This window comes from Deltaproteobacteria bacterium (assembly GCA_013151235.1).
GTDB lineage: Bacteria > CG2-30-53-67 > CG2-30-53-67 > CG2-30-53-67 > CG2-30-53-67 > JAADIO01.
In genome coordinates, this window is sequence record JAADIO010000038.1 from 1 (window position 1) to 18227 (window position 18227).

Genomic DNA, 18227 nt, shown 5'->3' on the forward strand with positions numbered 1-18227 from the left:
TGGCGGGGGTGGTCTATCCTTCCATCGACGTCAAGAGTCGTTCATCAAAAAAACTCTGCCGGATGGTGGTCCAAAAAATCGGCGAGGCCGATCTCGGCTGCGTCGGATTTCACCCCCCCAGCGCCGTCTTCTATATCGACCGGGAAAGGGAATATCCCCTCTTCGATTTCAAGCGGGATCTTGCGGCGGGGATCGCTTTCCTCAAGCGGCCGGAGAAGGTCTATTGCCTCATGGACCGGAAGATCTATGAGAAAAACCGGGACCGCCTCGATCCGGTCAGCCGGGAGGTTCTCCTCCCCGGTTTCCCCGGAAAGGGGTGGAAGTGGGACGTGGTCTTCCTGACGAACAGAGCGGCTCAAGGAACGGAAGAAAAGACAACCCCCTCTCAGTCCACTCAGGGGCAGGGAGGGATTGCGGCGCCGCGAATGATCTGAGGCTCTCCCCCTTTTTCCCGTAAGAGGAGACTTGTAAGGAACACAGGAACAGGGAAGTTCTGAGGACATACAGCAATGACAGCACAGGATGAATCGAACCGGCCGGACCGTCTCACATTCCTCCCCTTCTCCCTCCCCTCGATCGGGGAGGAGGAGATCGCCGAGGTGGTCGATTCCCTCCGCTCGGGCTGGATCACGACCGGTCCCAAGACGGAGCGGTTCGAAAAGGAATTCGCCGACTACGTCGGCGCCAAATACGCCGTGGGACTCTCGTCGGCCACAGCAGGGCTCCATCTCTCCCTGAAGGCCCTCGGTGTCGGTCCGGGAGACGAGGTGATCACCACCCCCATGACCTTCGCCGCGACCGTGAACATGATCGTCGCCAACGGAGCGACGCCGGTCTTCGCCGACATCGACCCTCAAACCCTGCAGATCGACCCCGTAGAGGTGGAAAAGAAGGTCACGGAGAAGACGAAGGCAATCGTCCCGGTTCACTTCGCCGGTCAGCCGGTCGATCTCGATGCCATCCATACCATTGCCAAGATCCACCATCTGACCGTCCTGGAGGACGCCGCCCATGCCGTAGGGACCGAATATAAAGGAAAGCGGATCGGGGCCTTAAGTGAACTCTCCGTATTTTCCTTCCACCCGATCAAGAACATCACCACCGGCGAGGGGGGGATGGTCACGACGAACGACGAGGCCCTGGCGGAACGGGTCCGTCTCCTCAAGTTCCACGGGATCTCCAAAGACGCCTGGAAACGGTACGACGAGAAAGGAACCCCCCACTACGACGTCCTCGATGTCGGCTTCAAGTACAACATGATGGATCTCCAGGCGGCCCTCGGCATCCACCAGCTGAAAAAGGCCGATGCCTTCAACGCCCGGCGGAGCGAGATGGCCGCCCGCTACAACGAGGCCTTCGCCGCTCTCGAGGGGATCGACCTGCCCGGAGAGGTCGCCTGGCCCCACAGGCACGCCTGGCACCTCTACGTGATCTTCGTCCGCCCCGACCGGCTGGGCCTCGACCGGGACGGGTTCATGGCCGCCCTGAAGGAGGCGAAGATCGGAACGGGGATCCACTTCATCGCCGTCCACCTACACCGATATTACCGGGAGCACTTTGCCTTCCGCCGTGGGGACCTTCCCCATGCCGAATCTATCTCCGACCGGATCCTGTCGCTTCCCCTCTTTCCGGGGATGACCGGCCGGGACCAGGAGGACGTCATTCGTGCGGTCCGGAAAATCTGTCAAGAGCATAGGAGAGGTTCATGAGCCCAACCCCCTACATCTCCGTCGTGGTCCCCGTCTATAACGAAGAGGCGACTCTCGATAAACTCTTCGCCCGGCTCTATCCGGTCCTTGCCGGAATGAACAAACCCTTCGAGATCATCTTCGTCGACGACGGGAGCCGGGACCGTTCCCTTGCTATCCTCCGGGAGTTCTATGACCGGCATCCCGGGGAGATCGTCATCATAGAATTCAACGGCAACTTCGGCCAGCACATGGCGATCATCTCGGCCTTCGAACGGTGCCGCGGGGAGATCATCATCACCATCGACGCCGACCTCCAGAACCCCCCCGAGGAGATCCCCCGCCTTGTGGAGACCATGGAGCAGGGCTACGACGCCGTCGGGGGATACCGCAGGGAACGCAAGGACACCCTCTTCCGGCGCGGCTCTTCCTGGGCCGTCAACAAGATCACAAGCCGGATCACCGGGATCGAGCTGAAGGATTACGGCTGCATGCTGCGGGCCTATCACCGCAGCATCATCGACAGCATTAACCGGTGCCAGGAGAACACGACCTTCATCCCGGCGCTCGCCCACTCCTTCGCAAGCAACCCAACAGAGATCGAGGTCGGCCACGAGGAACGGACGGCGGGGGATTCGAAGTACACCCTGTACAAGCTGCTCCGCCTCAACTTCGACCTCATGACCGGATTTTCCGTTGTACCGCTCCAGATCTTCACGGTTCTCGGTTTCCTGATCGCCTTCTTCAGCTTCGCATTCGGAATCTTCCTCGCCTTCCGCCGGCTGATCATCGGCCCCGAGGCGCAGGGACTCTTCACCCTCTTCGATATCCTCTTCTTCATGGTGGGAATCCTCATGTTCGGCGTGGGGATCCTCGGTGAATACGTAGGAAGGATCTACCAGGAGGTGCGGGAACGGCCCCGCTTCGTGATCCGGAAGACCTACGGGCTGGAGGAGTAATGCGGGCCGTCGTCTTCGGATACCACAATCTCGGTCATGACTGCCTCGAGGTCCTGATCGAATCAGGCGTCGACGTGGCCGCGCTGATCACCCACGAGGACGACCCTAAGGAGGAGATCTATTTCCGGACCCCCTTCAGCCTGGCCCGCGGGCATGACATCCCCGTCCGGACACCGACGGCATCGGAGCTTTCCACCCCGTGGTTCGTCAACTGGATCCGGAGTCTTTCGCCGGAGATCCTCTTTTCCTTCTACTACCGCCACATGATCCCGGAGGCGCTCCTTGCAATCCCGACGCGGGGGGCGATGAACATGCACGGATCGCTCCTGCCGAAGTACCGCGGGCGCTGCCCCGTAAACTGGGTGATCATAAACGGCGAGGAGGAGACGGGGGTAACCCTCCATTACATGGTCGGGGCTCCCGACGCAGGAGACATCGTGGGACAGGAGAGGGTCGCCATTGCCGACGACGACACCGCCGGGACCCTCATGGAGAAGATCAACGGGGCGGGCGTGGCCCTATTCCGCAGGCTCCTCCCCGCGATCCTGGAAGGCACCGCTCCCCGGATCCCCCAGGACGAAAGCCGGGCAAGCTACTTCAGCGGACGGCGGCCCGGGGACGGCCGGATCGACTGGAAGCAGCCTGCAGCAAAGATCCACAACCTCGTCCGGGCTGTAACGCACCCTTACCCGGGCGCCTTCACCGAATCGGGCGGAAAGAAACTCTTTGTCTGGGAGAGCCGGGTGGAAGAAGGGGGAACCGGCGAACCGGGGGAGATCCTCTCCACCACGCCCCTGACCGTGGCCGCGGGATCGGGCGCCCTGGCACTCCTCGAAGTCCAGCGGGAAGGGGAAGAGGAGATGGAGGGGACGATCTTTGCAAAACGCCACGGCCTGAAAGAGGGGAATCGATTGTGAAGCAAAGCCTTTAACCACGGGGAAAGCGAAAGCTGAAACCGGCCTCTCGCCAAGAACGCAAAGAGCGCGAAGAAAAGCAAAGGCAATCACCATGAAGTACATGAAGAAAGAAACGGCACACCCCCCTCGGTCCCCCTTGCAGAATGGGGAGGCCGGCGGTCCCTTGATGATCGGTGTGCTATCTTCCCCCCTTTCGAACAAAGGGGCTGGGGGGAATTTGAAAAGTCAAAGACGAAAAGGAGCTCAGAATGAAGGTTTTAATCTTGGGTGTCAACGGTTTCATCGGTAACAGCCTCACCCGCAGGATCATGGAGACCACCGGCTGGGAGGTCTACGGGATGGACATGGCGGCGGACAAGCTGGAGCACTCCATGGATAATCCCCGCTTCCATTTCGTCGAGGGGGACATCTCAATCAACAAGGAGTGGATCGAATACCACATCAAGAAGAGCGACGTGGTCCTTCCCCTGGTCGCCATCGCCACGCCGGCCTCCTACGTGAAGGATCCCCTCTCCGTTTTCGAACTCGATTTCGAGGAGAACCTCCGGATCGTCCGGCAGTGCGTAAAGTACGGCAAACGGGTGATCTTCCCCTCCACCTCCGAGGTCTACGGGATGTGTACCGATTCCGAATTCGACCCGGAGACGAGCCGGCTGGTCCTGGGGCCGATCCACAAGGAACGGTGGATCTACAGCTGCAGCAAGCAGCTAATGGACCGGGTCATCTGGGCCTACGGCAGGTCGGGCCTGCGGTTCACCCTGATTCGTCCCTTCAACTGGATCGGTCCTAAGCTCGACCGGATCACCGTCGGCAAGGAAGGGAGTTCCCGGGTCCTGACCCAGTTCCTGGGCAACATCCTCGCGGGGGAACCGATCAAGCTCGTCGACGGCGGGAAGCAGAGCCGCTCCTTCACCTATATCGACGACGGGATCGACTGCCTCATGAAGATCATCGAGAACAAAGGCGATGTCTGCCAGAAGCAGATCTTCAATATCGGCAACCCCGCCAACGACCTGACCATCCGGGACCTCGCCGTCATGCTCCGGGAGATGGTGATGGAGTATCCCGACTACCGGGAGCGCGCCGAGGCGACGGAGATCATCGAGGTCAGCTCCGGTGAATACTACGGGAAAGGGTACGAAGATATCCTCACACGGGTCCCTTCCATCGCAAAGGCGAAGGAACTCCTCGGGTGGGAGCCTAAAACCGACCTGAAAACCGCCCTCAAAAAGACCCTCGACTACTACCTGGTCGAGGCGAGGGACGAGGCCCTCCTCTAAAATCCGGAGGGGTGGAGATCTGCACTGATGATGTCCGAAAAGATCCGCGCCCGCCGAGGCGAAGGCCTTCTCCTCCTTCTCCTTGTTGCGGCCGCGGCCTTTCTCTATCTTCACGGCCTCGGCGCCCGGTCCCTCTGGGGCTCCGAGGGACGGTGGGCGGAGATCGCCCGCGAGATGAAAGCACGTTCCGACTACCGGGTCCCGCGGATCAACGGGACCCCTTACCGGGACAAGCCGCTGCTGAGCTATTACATGATCACCGCCCTTACCCCCTTTACGGGAGGGAAGGTGACGGAGACAACGGCACGGCTTCCCTCGGCGCTGGCGGCGCTAACGGCGGTATTTCTCCTTTACCTCCTGGGAAGGCGGCTCTACGATCCGGCGGCGGCCCTTCTCTCCTCCTCCGTCCTGGCCACCTCCTTCTACCTGGTCTACTGGGGCCGGGCGGCCTCGGCCGATGTGATCACCATGACGGGGGTGCTACTCTCTCTCCTTTTTTTCGTCTATTACGAAAATGGGGGACGGCCCCTCTGGATCTACCTCTTCTTTCTCTCGATGGCGGCCAACTCTCTGACCAAGGGCCTTCTCGGCTTCGCCCTTCCCCTCGCCGTGGTCGTCCCCTACCTGATCCTCAGGAAAGAGGGGCACACCGTCCGGAACCGCCACCTCCTGCCGGCCTTACTGATCGCGGTCGCCCTCTACCTTCTTCCTTTCCTGATCGAGCCGGCGACGAACCGGTCGCTCTACCTCGTCTTCCGGGAGAACATCCTCCGTTTCTTCGCTCCCTTCGATCACAAGGAGCCGGTCTATTATTATCTCTACGAGATCTTTCTCATATTCGCCCCCTGGGCCTTCTTCCTGCCGGGGGCGCTCCTCCATTTTTGCCGCAGGGAGAAGAATAAATCGGACCTGCTGGTCCTGCTCTACTTCAGCGCCCTCTTCCTCTTCTTCACCCTCTCCGGATCACGGCGGAGCTATTACCTCCTTCCCCTCTTCCCGGCTGCGGCCCTTCTCACCGGGAAGATGTGGTCCGACCGGATCGCACAACGGGAAGAGAAGGGATCGCTCTACGCCGAACTCATCCTGCCGGGAGGGTTCCTGGCGCTGATCTTCGCCACCGCCGCGGTCCTGCTCTTTTCCCCCCCCGCCTTTCTTCGTCCCTACGCGGTCTTTCCGCTCCATCTCCACGCGGCGGCTGCGCTCCTTGCCGCGGCGGGGCTGACAACAGGAACGGTGCTTTCCCTCCGGCACAGGAACCGGGCGGCAGTCATCCTCTTTCTCCTTGTCATTGCCTCAACGGAGATCTATTATAATGGAGTCCTGGTCCCGGAGATGGAAGGATACAGGGGACTGCGCCCCTTCTGCCGGGCCGTGAATTCCCTGGAGATCCCCCGTGAACGGCTGGCCGTTCTCCACCAGTGGCGGCAGGGAAATCTTTATTTTTACCTGAAGGAAATTCCCATTCTCCGGATCGAGGAACCGGCCAAGGCCGGGGGATTCCTCGCGGACCCGGCAAACAGGCTTATCGTGGAAGGAAAGGATCTCAGGGAGATCGGCGGACGGAAGGACCTTCAGGTCCTCCTTTCGGAGGCCTCTCCCCCGTTCAAGAAGAACGACCGGAAACGGTTCTTTCTCGTTGCCGGCAGGAAAGGAACCTCCTTGAAATGACCATGCCACCGAACGGAGGGATCGCCTTCAAGGTCGATATCGATACCTACAAGGGGCTGAAGGAAGGGGTCCCCGTGCTTCTCGATCTCTTCCGGGAGTCCGGGATCCGCGCGACCTTCTTTGTCTCCCTCGGGCCGGACCACTCCGGCCGGGCGATCTTCCAGATCTTCCGGAAAGGTTTCTTGCGGAAGATGATACGGACAAAGGCCGCCTCCATGTACGGCTACAGGACCCTACTCTACGGGACCCTGCTGCCGGGCCCGAAGATGGCGGCCGCCCTGCCGGAGAAGATCCGCGCGATCGAATCGGCCGGCCATGAAATCGGGATCCACTGCTGGGACCACAGGAAATGGCAGGACCGGCTGCACAGGATGGACAGCGAGGCGGTGGCCTCGGAATTTGGGAAGGCGCGGTCCGCCTTCCGGAAGGTCCTGGGAAGGGAGGCGGAGTGCTGCGCCGCGCCCGGCTGGATCACAAGTCCCGGCAGTCTCGCGGTGCAGGACGAAGCGGGGCTTGCCTATTGCAGTGATATGCGGGGAGAGGGCCCCTTCCTGCCCGTGCTGGAGGGAAGAACCTTCGCCACACTCCAGATCCCGACGACCCTTCCGACGATGGACGAGATCCTCGGATCGGAAGCAGGAACGGACGACGAGATCGCACGCTACTATCTCAGCCGCCTGGTGCGGGAAGGGCTTCACGTCATGACGATACATGCCGAAACGGAAGGGCAGGGAAAACGGGAGGTCTTCCGTGCCATCCTGCAGGGAATCCGGGAGAGGCGCACTCTGCCCTTGGGCGAGATCGCCCGGACCTGCATGGAGCAGGAAGAGACCATCCCCCGGTGCCGTGTCATCTACGAAGAGATCCCCGGACGGGCGGGCAGGCTCTCCCTGCAGGGGGAAAGGATTGCCTGAATGAACGCAGTGGAACTCTCCATCGTCATCCCCGTCTACAACGAGGAAGAGAACGTCCCGATCCTCGTCGCCGAACTGGAAGAAACCCTGGATACCCTGGGACGGGGCTACGAGATCATATTTGTCGACGACGGAAGCCGTGACAAAAGCCTGGAGCGGCTCGTCGAGGCCCGGGAGAAGAACCCCGCCATCCGGATATTGAGCTTCGAAGAGAACGCCGGGCAGACGGCCGCCATGGATGCCGGATTCCGGGCCGCACGGGGGGAGATCATCGTCACCCTCGATGCCGACCTGCAGAACAGCCCCCGCGATATTCCTCTCCTCTTGGCGAAGATACCCGAATACGATATCGTCTGCGGATGGAGGGCGGAACGTAATGATCCCTGGATCCGGAAGATCTCCTCATGGATCGCCAACACCGTGCGAAACGCCTTAAGCGACGAGGAGATCCACGATACCGGCTGCTCCCTGAAGGCCTACAAACGGGCCTGTTTCGAGAAGATCAAGCTCTACCACGGCATGCACCGCTTCCTCCCCACCCTCTTCAAGATGGAAGGGTACCGGGCCGTGGAAGTGAAGGTCGGTCATTACCCGCGCAAATACGGCCTCTCCAAGTACAACATCAGAAACCGCCTTTTCCGGTCCTTCATGGATCTGCTCGCCGTCCGGTGGATGAAGAAACGACAGATCCATTATCAAGTGAGGAAGGACATCTCCGATCTTTAAGGCAGCTTTCAGCCTGGAACCAACTTCCCCCCGCATCCCGACCTTCTCCCCGGGGGAGAGAAGGGGCTTTCATATCCTTTTGATCCTCTTTGGAAAGAATATTTACTTTCCCGCTCTGCTGCGCTATAGTGCGCCCAACAAAAACGGCTTTGCAAAAAGTCCGTCCGCTTTTTCACGCAAAGGTGTCATTATGAATTTCTGGATTGTTTTCGGTCTGGCCGGTCAGGTCATGTTTTCCCTGCGCTTCCTCGTACAGTGGATCGCCTCGGAACGGAAGAAAAGAAGCGTCATCCCCGTCCAGTTCTGGTACTTAAGCATCGCCGGGAGCCTGATCCTTCTTGTTTATGCCATTCAGCGGAAAGACCCCGTCTTTATCCTCGGTCAATCGACGGGAACGCTGATCTATGTACGAAACCTCATCCTGATCTACCGCAAACCGCAAGAGGTGCCGGATGGCACACAGTAATTCAACAAGACTCCTCCTCCTGCTCGGTATTCTTTTTCTCCTCTTCTCGGCCGGCACCCTGATGCGGGACCTGACCTGGCCGGACGAGCTTCGTTATGCAGAAGTCGCCCGGGAGATGCGGGAGAGCGGAAACTGGTTCCTGCCGACACTGAATTACAAGATCTATCCGGACAAACCGCCCGTTTTCTTCTGGCTCCTTGCCCTCTCCCAAAAGGGTTTGGGGGAAACGACCACCGCCGCCCTCCTTCCTTCCATCTGTTCCGGGCTGCTCCTCCTCTATGTTACCTTTCTTCTGGGGAGGGAACTCTATGATGAAGATACCGGGCTCCTTTCCGCCTGGATCTGCTCCACCTTTCTTCTCTTTCTTCTCGTCGCCCAGGTCGTGCGGATGGACCTCCTCTTTACCCTCCTTATTACGACGGCACTCTATTGGATATTCGGCCATTTGAAAGAGGAGCGGAAAGATAGAAGAAGACCCTACGCAGGCTACCTTCTCATCGGCCTGGCTCTGGTCACCAAGGGACCGGTGGGGCTGATCGTCCCGGTACTGGCCTTTCTCCCCCTTTTGATGCAAGGGAGACGGGAACTGATTCGCCGTCTTGCACCGGGTCGGGGGATCCTGCTCATCCTCCTGATCCCCCTCCTCTGGCTGGTTCCTGCCGCGCTCTCCGGCGGAAAGGAATATCTGACGGAGATCCTCTTCCACCAGAGCGCCGGCCGGCTGGTCCACTCCTTTGCCCATGCAAAACCCTTTTACTATTATTTCATGATTTTTCCCGTCCTCTTTCTCCCCTGGTCTCCCTTCCTGCTCCTCTACGGGATCCCCGGCGTCCGAGACGCCCTTGCATCCCATCGCCAAAGTCGAATTTTTCTCCTCTCCTGGATCGCAGGAACACTCCTTTTCTTTTCCCTCGTGAGTGGAAAAATCGCAATCTATCTCCTGCCGATCATGCCGGGGCTTTCCATCCTGATCGGCCGGGCCTGTACCACCGTGCTGTACAATGCGACGGAAAGGGGAAAAAGTTTCCTCTTCCCGGTCGTCCTGATCCTGACGGCGTTTTTCTGTATCGGGGGCGCCGTCGCCCTGCTGATAATCAGCGGAAAGGGAGAGGTTTCCTTTCCCCTTTCTCTGCGCCTGGGCGTAAGCCTGATCCCGGCGGCAGGAGGGGTTCTCCTCGTTCTTTTCGCATTCAGAAACCGACCGGTCTACGGCATTGTCACGGTGGGTTTGACCTCCATCCTGCTGTCGGGAGCACTGACCTGCCTCATCCTCCCGAGGATCAACCCCGATCTCAGCCTGAAACCGATGGCCGAGGCGATCCAGTTCCTTGAGGGAGAACACCCCCGTGTCGCCGGTTATAAAATCGATCTTCGTTACCTGGCCTATTATCTCCATACCCCTTACCGCAAGTTGAATACTCCTCCGGAGATCAACAAATTTCTCCGGGGAGATCGGGGCCTCCTGATCGCCGACCTGCGGGATATCGACCTCGTCCGGCGATCGGCCGCGGTTCCCCTGCAAGAGGTGGGCCGTTTTCGGTCCAGGACACTCACTTACCTCCTGCTCAAGACAAAACAGGGAGGGGGGGAACCATGAAAAAGAACGGAAGGGGGGTTCCGGTCTTTATGCTCTCCCTGATCGGCGTGGGGGGACTCTCGATTCTCTCCTCTCTCCCTTTTTCTCTGTTAACCCGGGTCGGCCGCTTTCTCGGCGGGCTCTATTATCATCTGGACGGACGACGGAAACGGATCGCCCTGGAGAATCTCCGCCTTGCCTTCGGCAATGAAAAAACGGAAGGGGAGTTACAATCCATCCTCAAAACCGCCTATTGCCGGACCGGAAGTTCCCTCCTCGAATTCGCCGGCCTGCCGAAATTAACGAGAAAACAGCTTTCGGGGCGGGTCCGTTTCGAAGGCCTGGAACACCTCGAAGCCGCCAGGAAAAGCGGCCGGGGAGTCATCCTCCTGGCCGCGCACTTCGGCAACTGGGAGTTGACCGCACAGAGCCTGGCCCTGGCGGGGTTCCCCGGCTATGCCGTCGGGCGGCGGGCGAATGTCTTGCTGCTCCATAACTATATCGTCCATTGCAGGGAATCCCACGGGAACCGCATCCTCGTCCGGGACCAGGCCGTACGCAAGATCTTCACGATCCTGCGGGAAGGAAAGATCCTTGGAATTCTCTGTGATCAGCGGGGGAGCACGAGCCGGGGCCTGATGATCAATTTCTTCGGCCATCCGGCACCGACGGACCCGCACATCGCCCGGATTATTCTCAAGGCAAAGCCTGTCGTGTTGATGGTCTTCGGCATCCGGAATCCCGACGAGAGTCATCGGGTGATCGTCAGCAAACCTCTGACCTTTTCACTACGGGGGGACCCCGGGAAGGACGCACTGCATATCACCCGCCGATACATGCAGGCACTGGAAGAGATGATCCGTAAACATCCGGAACAGTGGCTCTGGATGCATCGGCGCTGGATGCGCAGATCGGACGGCAATGGACGCTAACTTCAGGCCGGACAACACAGACGGTCCCTCCTGCCGAAGAAATCTCTCAAACTTTCGTTCCATGAAGAAACACTTGATTTCATCATATACCCCTGCTACGATGGGCCGTACCATTGAAGATCGGCAAACTGCTTTTCGTCTATTTTGAGAGGGGACCATGGCTGATTCTCCACTCAACGTACTCTACGTGGATCAGAATAAAAGCTTCGCGCAGACCACGGAAGGAATCCTGAAACAAGGATTCCGGAAAGCCTCATTCTCCTTCGTTCAAAACAACAAAACCGCCCTGACCCATCTGAAGGAACACCCCGTAGATCTTGTCCTGCTCGGGCACCACCCGAAAAAGAATGACGGCTTCCGCCTCATGGAAGATATTCGGAAGAAGGCCATCGATACCCCCGTCATCATGATCTCCCGGGAGGCGAATGAACGAACCGCCGTGGAGGCCATGAAGCGGGGAGCCTACGATTACCTCTCGGAAAAAGAACTGGATGTCGTCACCCTGAAGTCGGCGATCCGGAATGCCATCTCGCGAAAACGAACGGAGCGGAGAAACCGACGCGCCGATCAGCGAATCCGGGAACAGGCGACCCGGGACGGACTGACGGGGCTCTACAATCACCGGTACTTCCAGAAAATCATGAACCGGGAATACAAACAGGCCCGACGCTACGAGTATCCTCTCTACTGCATTATGCTCGACCTCGACGATTTCAAGGGGGTCAATGACACCTTCGGGCACCTCTTCGGCGACACCGTACTGAAGGAAAGCGCTGCAATTCTTAAGGGACAGATGCGGGATATCGACCTGCTGGCCCGCTACGGAGGGGAAGAGTTCGCCGTCATCCTGACCCACATCCACGCGAAGGGAGTTCTCTCCCTTTGTGAACGGGTCCGGGAGGCCTTCGCCCAACATACCTTTGCCGAGGAAGACCATTCAACGGTGATCACCATCAGTATCGGCATTGCTTCCCTGCAGGACCCCAGGGTGGACGGTCCATCCACCCTTGTCCGGCATGCCGACGAGGCTCTCTATGAGGCCAAAAACCGGGGGAAAAACACCGTCTGCCAATGGCGGGAGAAAGAGTCCCTCTACAAGGGACTGCAGGGGGACTACCGGGAGAAGATCGAATATTATCAGAAGCAGTTCCTGGGATTCACCCGGGAGATTCTCGACAAGTTCCTCGACTACAGCCGGAAGATCGTCGATGATATCGAGAAGAAGGATCACAAAACGGCACAGCATTCCGCCAAGGTGACCCGTTACGCCGTCGACCTGGCCCGGGCTCTCCATCTTTCCGAAGGGGAGATCCATTCGATCCGCCTGGCGGGGATCCTTCACGATATCGGCAAGGCAGGCATCGATCAGAAAATCCTCACCAAGAAGGGGACCTACACACCAAGGGAATCCCGCATCATGAAGCTCCATCCCCTCTTCAGTGTGAAGATGATTGAGCCCTTCAGCTTTCTTGATCAGGAGATGCAGATCATCCTGCAACACCATGAACGTTTCGACGGCAAAGGGTATCCGACCGGCCGCAAGGGGTGGGAGATTAAACGGGGCGCCCGAATCCTGGCCCTCTGCGACGCCTACGACGCCATGACCTCCGGCAGGAGCTATAAGAAGAAACAGACCCTCACGGAAGGATGCCGGGAGATCGAGCGAAACGCCGGCACGCAGTTCGACCCCGAGATGGCCAAGGTCTTTCTCCGGATGATCGAGAAAACCCACGAGACTTGATTGGTGGTGAAAAGCTTTTGATTATTGATTTTACTCCACATTTTCGCTGCCGAACCCGTAGATCGCTTCCATCTCATCGGAATAGTTCTTTTCCTCATCCCGGTAGATCACCAGGGGCGCCTCATGGGTCATGCCGGGCCGTCCACCCTTCACGGCCTCCATCAGCAACAGGACCGGCGGGGTCTTCGGAAAGGATTGAACCATTCGCATCCGCTTCGGTTCGAGGCCGTTACGACGGAGGGTCTGCACAAGGTCGGCAAGCCGTTCCGGGAGATAGATCAGGGAGAAGCGTCCCTGTTTCTTCAGAAGATAGACCGCCGCACGGACCAGCTCTTCCAGGGTCAGCGCCACTTCGTGGCGGGCGATCGCCTTCTCCCGGTCGGGGCTGATCCTGCCGGCACGGACTTTTCGGAAGGGAGGATTGGAGCAAACCTCTTCCGCTGAATCCGGCGGGAGGAACTCATCGATCCGGCGGATATCCCCATGGATCAACTGCACAAAACCGCCCAGCTCATTGAGAGCAAGATTCTTTTCATGGAGGTGGTGGAGCCGTTCCTGGATCTCGACGGAGATGATCCGGCAGGATGGACATCGCCGGGCAAGCAGCATGGAGACAACACCGCAGCCGGCGCCGAGTTCCACGATGGAGCCCCCTTCTTTCGGCGCCATGAAGAAGGGAAGAATCAGGGCATCCAGGGAGTAACGATACCCGTTGCGGGGCTGCAGAATACGGAGCCCGCCGGCGGAGAGGGTATCGAGGGTCTCATCCATCTTCCTTCCTTGTCTTCCTTCAGGATTGCTCGCAAAAATCTTCCCGACGGATTTGATGTTTCTTCATGAGATTGTAGAAATCGGCCCGCTGCTTCCCGGCCATCTTCGCGGCGTTGGTCACATGCCCCCCCGTGACCTTCAGAACATGGGTGACATATTCTTTTTCAAAGACATCCTTGGCCTGCCGGAAGGAAAGAAAACTTGTTTGGGCATCCTCTTTGTGAAGAAAGAAGAAGTCCTGCGGCGTCAGCAGAATTCCCCGGGCCATCACCACGGCCTGCTCGATCCGGTTCTCCAGTTCCCGGACATTTCCGGGCCAGTTCTGCTGAAGAAGCTGTTGCACCGCCACGGGATCAATTCCTTCGATCGGTTTTTTCAGACGCGTCGAACATGTCCGTATGAAATGATCGACCAGAAAAGGGATATCCTCCTTCCGTTCCCGGAGCGGAGGGATGTGGATCGGGATGACGTGGATCCGGTAGTAGAGATCCTCCCGGAAGGTCCCCTCGGCGACGGCCTGTTCCAGATCCCGGTTCGTGGCGGCAACAAGACGGAGATCGACGGTAACCATCCGGTCCGATCCGATGGGGGTAAAGGCCTTCTCCTGTAGAACCCGGAGGAGTTTGACCTGAATGGCCGGGGGCGTCTCTCCGATCTCATCCAGGAAGAGGGTCCCTCCATCGGCCCGGGCGAAATACCCCTCCTTTGCGGAATCGGCACCGGTATAGGCCCCCTTTTCATGGCCGAAGAGCTCATTCTCCAGGAGGTTCTCCGGAATCGCCCCGCAATTAACGGTTAGAAAGGGACCGTCCGCCTTGTGGCTGTGGGCATGGATGGCCCGGGCAAAGAGTTCCTTCCCGGTTCCGCTTTCCCCCGTGAGGAGAACCGTGGAGTCGGATCCCGCCACCAGTTCGACCTGCTTGAAGATTTCTTTCATCGGGCGGCTTCGACCGATGATCTGCTTGAAGCTGAACCGGTCCTCAACGAGCGATTCGAGATTATGAATCTGTTTCTGCATCCGGCTTTTTTCCAGTGCCCGTTCGATATGAATGAGGAGTTCCCGGTCATCGAAGGGCTTGGTCAGGTAACTGAAAGCCCCCTTCTGCATCGCCTCGACGGCATTGGGAATACTCCCGTGGGCCGTCAGCAGGATCACCGGGACCTCGGCATTCCGCCGACGCACCTCTTCCGTCAGGTCGATCCCGTCCATCCCGGCCATACGGAGGTCGGTGAGAATCAGGTCGAACCGGGCCGCCTCCAGCAGGGCCAGGGCCTCATCTCCGCTTACGGCTTTCGTCGGTTCAAACCCCTGCGACTCCAGCCGCATGGCCAGAACCTCTAAAATGTTGGGATCGTCATCGACGATCAGGATTTTCACCTGATTCATGGGTTCCTCCATCTCTCAATGATTACATATATTGTCTTTCCAACAGCTCAGGTTGCCACAATTTTGCTGCAGGGCAAGGCGCGAGGAGCGCAAAACCGGAAACGTATATGAAATACGTTGAGGATTTGAGCACCGCAGCAACGCAGCCATGCAGCAAAAGGGGGGTAAGCTGTGCTGTTGGTTGTTATTCCAGCTTCTTCTTCTGTTCCTCCAACTGCAGATCAATCTCCTTGATCCGGCGGAGGTCCTCCTTCAGACGATGGATCTGCTTTTCCTGGATGGAATTGTATCCCTTGATGGTTTCGATCTCCGCCTCTCCCCGCCGGACCTCCTGAAGGAGCTGCAAAACAGAACGCATGGTCAGGGTCCGGCGGCTATCGGGATAATCATGCAAAAATTCCCTCACTCTCTTCTCCGCCTCCTCGTAATCCCGGTTCGGGTTGTCCCCATAGGAGAGAATCAGGACCATCCGGAAAAGTGCCTCTTCCTTCACGGAGCGGTCGACCGCCTCCCTGTAAATTTGCCGGAGACTCCGGAGTGCCCGACGATAACGCCCCTCGGAGAAGAGCTGATCCGGCTGCAGAAAGAACCCATCGGTTACTCTGATAACCGCCTTCTTCTCCTTCTCCCCTTCTTTGAGAGAGAGGTTTTGTATACAGGTCCGGAACCGCCGGAAAGGAACGCAGCCGATTCCAAAGAGGACCAGCACCGCAAGGAGCAAAAGAACCCCTTTTTTTTCTTTTTTCAAAAGGGTCATGCCGGCACAGTTTCCTTCCCGGCCTTCAGAGGCAGCTCAAAAAAGAAGCGGCTCCCCTTCCCGATTTCGCTTTCCGCCCAGATCCTCCCGCCATGTTCCGCAATATAATATTGGCAGATGGAAAGACCCAGTCCGGTCCCCTTCCGTTGCGGGTCATGGCCCATGATTGGATCGACCTGACGGAAACGATCAAAGATCCGGGAGAGCTCCCCGGCCTCGATCCCCGTTCCGTTGTCCTCAACACAGACACGGATCCGACCGTTCTTCCCCACCTCATTTCCGGAGACCATACCGACTTCAATCCGGATCGAGCCTCCTTCGGGGGTAAACTTTACGGCATTGCCGAGAAGGTTGTTCACGACTTCTTCCACCTTTTCATTGTCCAGCATCAACGGAGGGAGGGAGGACGGGGCTTCCAGCTCAAGGACAATCCGCTTCAGATCCGCAAGAAAGCGGATGTTCGTCATCCCCCGCTGGAGAATCGGCAGCAGGTCACATTTTTCGAAATGGTACTGCATCATCCCGGCACGGATACGGGAAAGATCCAGCAGATTGTTGATCAGGCGTACAAGTTTCGCCGTTCCCTCCTGGATGATTCCAAGGAGCTTCTGTTGTTTTCCGTTCAGCGGACCGGCAACCCGGTCCTGGAGGAGTTGTGTCGCCTCCTTGATCGATGTCAGGGGAGTCCGGAATTCATGTGAAACATTGGAAATGATTTCCCGTTTCATCTCTTCCAACTTCCCCAATTTCCCCGTCATGGTATTGAAGGCCCGGGCCAGATCGCCCAACTCGTCCCGGGAGGTCACCTCGATCGGCCGGTTGAACTCCCCCCGGGCAATGATCCGGGTCCCCTCGGTCAACCGCCGGATGGGGACGCGGATGCTCCGGGTCAAAAGCCAGGCCGTAAGAAATCCGATAGCGACCATGGAGACAACGATTCCGATGGTGATCTTGTAGGCACGAAAACTGAAGGCCCGGGCCTGGTTCATCTTCCGTGCCATGGCGACTTCCTGCTTCCAGATCATGGTCTCGATCCGTTCCGTAAAGGTCTGGACGTCCGATTTATTCAATCCCATCCATCCGGGGAGATTCCCCCTTGCCACCTCCTCCACCGCCGTCAGAAACCCTTTCCGGTGCCTTTCGTGGAGTGCCTGAAGCGCCTCTAATTCCCGGCGACGTTCCCCCTCCGGAGACGAAGCGCGAAGTTTCAGGAGGGTCGCGTCGAACTCCCGCCCCTTGGAACGGGCCAGGTTGAGAAAGTCGGAGTCATGGACCACGAGGTATTTTTTTTCGTTGCCGACCTCGGAAAGAAAGAGGTCGATGAGCTTCTTTTCGAGATTAAGATCGACCACCTCTCCTTCGACCATGGAGCGGGAGAGAAGATTCAGACGGTTCAGCTCGAAGACGGCGTAGCCTCCCTCCAGGAGGACGAGACCGATCATCAGAAAATAGCCGAGGAAGACCTTTCGGGTCAGGGTAAGCCGCATGAAAATTCCGTTTCATCCATCAACTTTCAATACCGTCTTATAGGATGTTTTGGCGGGGATGTCAACTTTTTCAGGTAAGCATAAAAATAGATGGTCGCACAGACAAAAAAAGGGCTGAGTGGGTTTATGCGCCCATCAGCCCCTTCTGTATGGGATATATGCCCTAATAGGCGGGATATCCACCCCCCCGGGGGGGATAGCCACTCGCCGGGGTCTGTTGCTGCTGCTGATAGAGGGCCTGATTCGCCTTGATCTCAATCTCCACCCGCCGGTTGGCCTGACGGCCGGCGGCGGTGCTGTTCCCGGCGACCGGCATCGACTCCCCGTAGCCTATGGTATGGATCCGGTAAGAGCTGACCCCCCGGGACTGGAGATAATTGGCCACGGCACGGGCTCTCGCTTCGGAGAGTTTCTGATTATACTGCTCCGACCCCGTTGAATCGGTATAGCCCGAAACGGTGATATTCGTCTGGGGATAACGGTTCATCACATTGGCCACCTTGGCCATATTCTGCATCGCCCCCGGCTTGACCTGTGTCGAGTTTACATCAAAGAGGATGCCGCTGTCAAAGGTGAGAAAAACCTTATCCTGCTCCTGCCGCACCTGGGCATCCCGGATCGACTGTAGTTCACGGGCCTGCTTGTCCATGTAGTTGCCTACCAGACCGCCTGTCGTGGCGCCGATGGCCGCCCCGAGCAAAGCCGCCTTGGCCCGCTGAGATGGATCATTCTGCTTGGCAAGAATTCCCGCCGCAGCGCCCGCCGCAGCACCGATGAGGCTACCCTTGGTAGTCCGTGAGGACGCCTGCCACTGGGCACAGCCGACGAGGGATGTGCCGAAAACAATGAGCATTACCGACACGATAATTTTTTTTCGATTTTTCATGGCCTCTCTCCTCCTTATATTTCACGTCCAAAGCCGACAAGACTAATAACCGGAGTGTACCCCCCGTCAAAA

Annotated in this window: 17 protein-coding genes; 12 read left to right on the forward strand and 5 right to left on the reverse strand. The window is 58.3% G+C overall.

Annotated features, from left to right (window positions below):
* From GXP58_07530 to GXP58_07585, 12 genes are all read left to right on the forward strand, one after another.
* Positions 1-434, forward strand: a 434-nt coding sequence (locus tag GXP58_07530) for a hypothetical protein (GenBank protein NOY53454.1), incomplete at its 5' end; no start/stop codon positions are given.
* A 75-nt stretch (positions 435-509) separates the two neighbouring features.
* The gene (locus GXP58_07535; GenBank protein NOY53455.1) at positions 510-1709 is read left to right on the forward strand and encodes an aminotransferase class I/II-fold pyridoxal phosphate-dependent enzyme; all 1200 of its coding nucleotides are present in this window, start codon (positions 510-512) and stop codon (positions 1707-1709) included.
* A complete protein-coding gene (locus GXP58_07540) occupies positions 1706-2647 on the forward strand; it encodes a glycosyltransferase (GenBank protein NOY53456.1) in 942 nt (313 codons plus the stop codon). The genes GXP58_07535 and GXP58_07540 overlap by 4 nt, the downstream gene beginning before the upstream one ends.
* Positions 2647-3564, forward strand: a complete 918-nt coding sequence (locus GXP58_07545; protein NOY53457.1) for a formyltransferase — start codon at positions 2647-2649, stop codon at positions 3562-3564. The genes GXP58_07540 and GXP58_07545 overlap by 1 nt, the downstream gene beginning before the upstream one ends.
* Before the next feature lie 248 nt (positions 3565-3812).
* Positions 3813-4844 (forward strand): bifunctional UDP-4-keto-pentose/UDP-xylose synthase, encoded by a 1032-nt coding sequence (locus GXP58_07550; GenBank protein ID NOY53458.1) that lies wholly within the window; start codon positions 3813-3815, stop codon positions 4842-4844.
* Positions 4845-4871: 27 nt separating this feature from the next.
* Positions 4872-6512 (forward strand): phospholipid carrier-dependent glycosyltransferase, encoded by a 1641-nt coding sequence (locus tag GXP58_07555; protein NOY53459.1) that lies wholly within the window; start codon positions 4872-4874, stop codon positions 6510-6512.
* Between the two features lie 2 nt (positions 6513-6514).
* Positions 6515-7426 carry a 4-deoxy-4-formamido-L-arabinose-phosphoundecaprenol deformylase gene (locus tag GXP58_07560; protein NOY53460.1) on the forward strand — a complete coding sequence of 304 codons (912 nt, stop codon included), beginning with the start codon at positions 6515-6517 and terminating at the stop codon, positions 7424-7426.
* Positions 7427-8152, forward strand: coding sequence for a glycosyltransferase family 2 protein (locus tag GXP58_07565; protein ID NOY53461.1), 726 nt, complete (start codon positions 7427-7429; stop codon positions 8150-8152).
* Positions 8153-8342: 190 nt separating this feature from the next.
* Positions 8343-8618: a hypothetical protein gene (locus tag GXP58_07570; protein NOY53462.1), complete on the forward strand. Its 276-nt coding sequence runs from the start codon at positions 8343-8345 to the stop codon at positions 8616-8618.
* Complete coding sequence (locus tag GXP58_07575; protein NOY53463.1) at positions 8605-10215, forward strand: glycosyltransferase family 39 protein; 1611 nt, start codon at positions 8605-8607, stop codon at positions 10213-10215. Before GXP58_07570 ends, GXP58_07575 begins: the two co-directional genes overlap by 14 nt.
* The gene (locus GXP58_07580; protein ID NOY53464.1) at positions 10212-11126 is read left to right on the forward strand and encodes a lysophospholipid acyltransferase family protein; all 915 of its coding nucleotides are present in this window, start codon (positions 10212-10214) and stop codon (positions 11124-11126) included. Before GXP58_07575 ends, GXP58_07580 begins: the two co-directional genes overlap by 4 nt.
* A gap of 157 nt (positions 11127-11283) precedes the next feature.
* The gene (locus GXP58_07585; GenBank protein NOY53465.1) at positions 11284-12867 is read left to right on the forward strand and encodes a diguanylate cyclase; all 1584 of its coding nucleotides are present in this window, start codon (positions 11284-11286) and stop codon (positions 12865-12867) included.
* Positions 12868-12897: 30 nt separating this feature from the next.
* Here the strand turns inward: GXP58_07585 and GXP58_07590 are convergent, their stop codons facing one another.
* The 5 genes from GXP58_07590 to GXP58_07610 form a co-directional block, all read right to left on the reverse strand.
* Complete coding sequence (locus GXP58_07590; protein ID NOY53466.1) at positions 12898-13638, reverse strand: methyltransferase; 741 nt, start codon at positions 13636-13638, stop codon at positions 12898-12900.
* Positions 13639-13657: 19 nt separating this feature from the next.
* Positions 13658-15025 (reverse strand): sigma-54-dependent Fis family transcriptional regulator, encoded by a 1368-nt coding sequence (locus tag GXP58_07595; protein ID NOY53467.1) that lies wholly within the window; start codon positions 15023-15025, stop codon positions 13658-13660.
* Between the two features lie 184 nt (positions 15026-15209).
* Complete coding sequence (locus GXP58_07600; GenBank protein ID NOY53468.1) at positions 15210-15782, reverse strand: hypothetical protein; 573 nt, start codon at positions 15780-15782, stop codon at positions 15210-15212.
* Positions 15779-17269, reverse strand: coding sequence for a HAMP domain-containing histidine kinase (locus GXP58_07605; GenBank protein NOY53469.1), 1491 nt, complete (start codon positions 17267-17269; stop codon positions 15779-15781). Before GXP58_07605 ends, GXP58_07600 begins: the two co-directional genes overlap by 4 nt.
* Positions 17270-17432: 163 nt before the next feature.
* Positions 17433-18155: an OmpA family protein gene (locus tag GXP58_07610; GenBank protein NOY53470.1), complete on the reverse strand. Its 723-nt coding sequence runs from the start codon at positions 18153-18155 to the stop codon at positions 17433-17435.
* Positions 18156-18227: the final 72 nt, after the last annotated feature.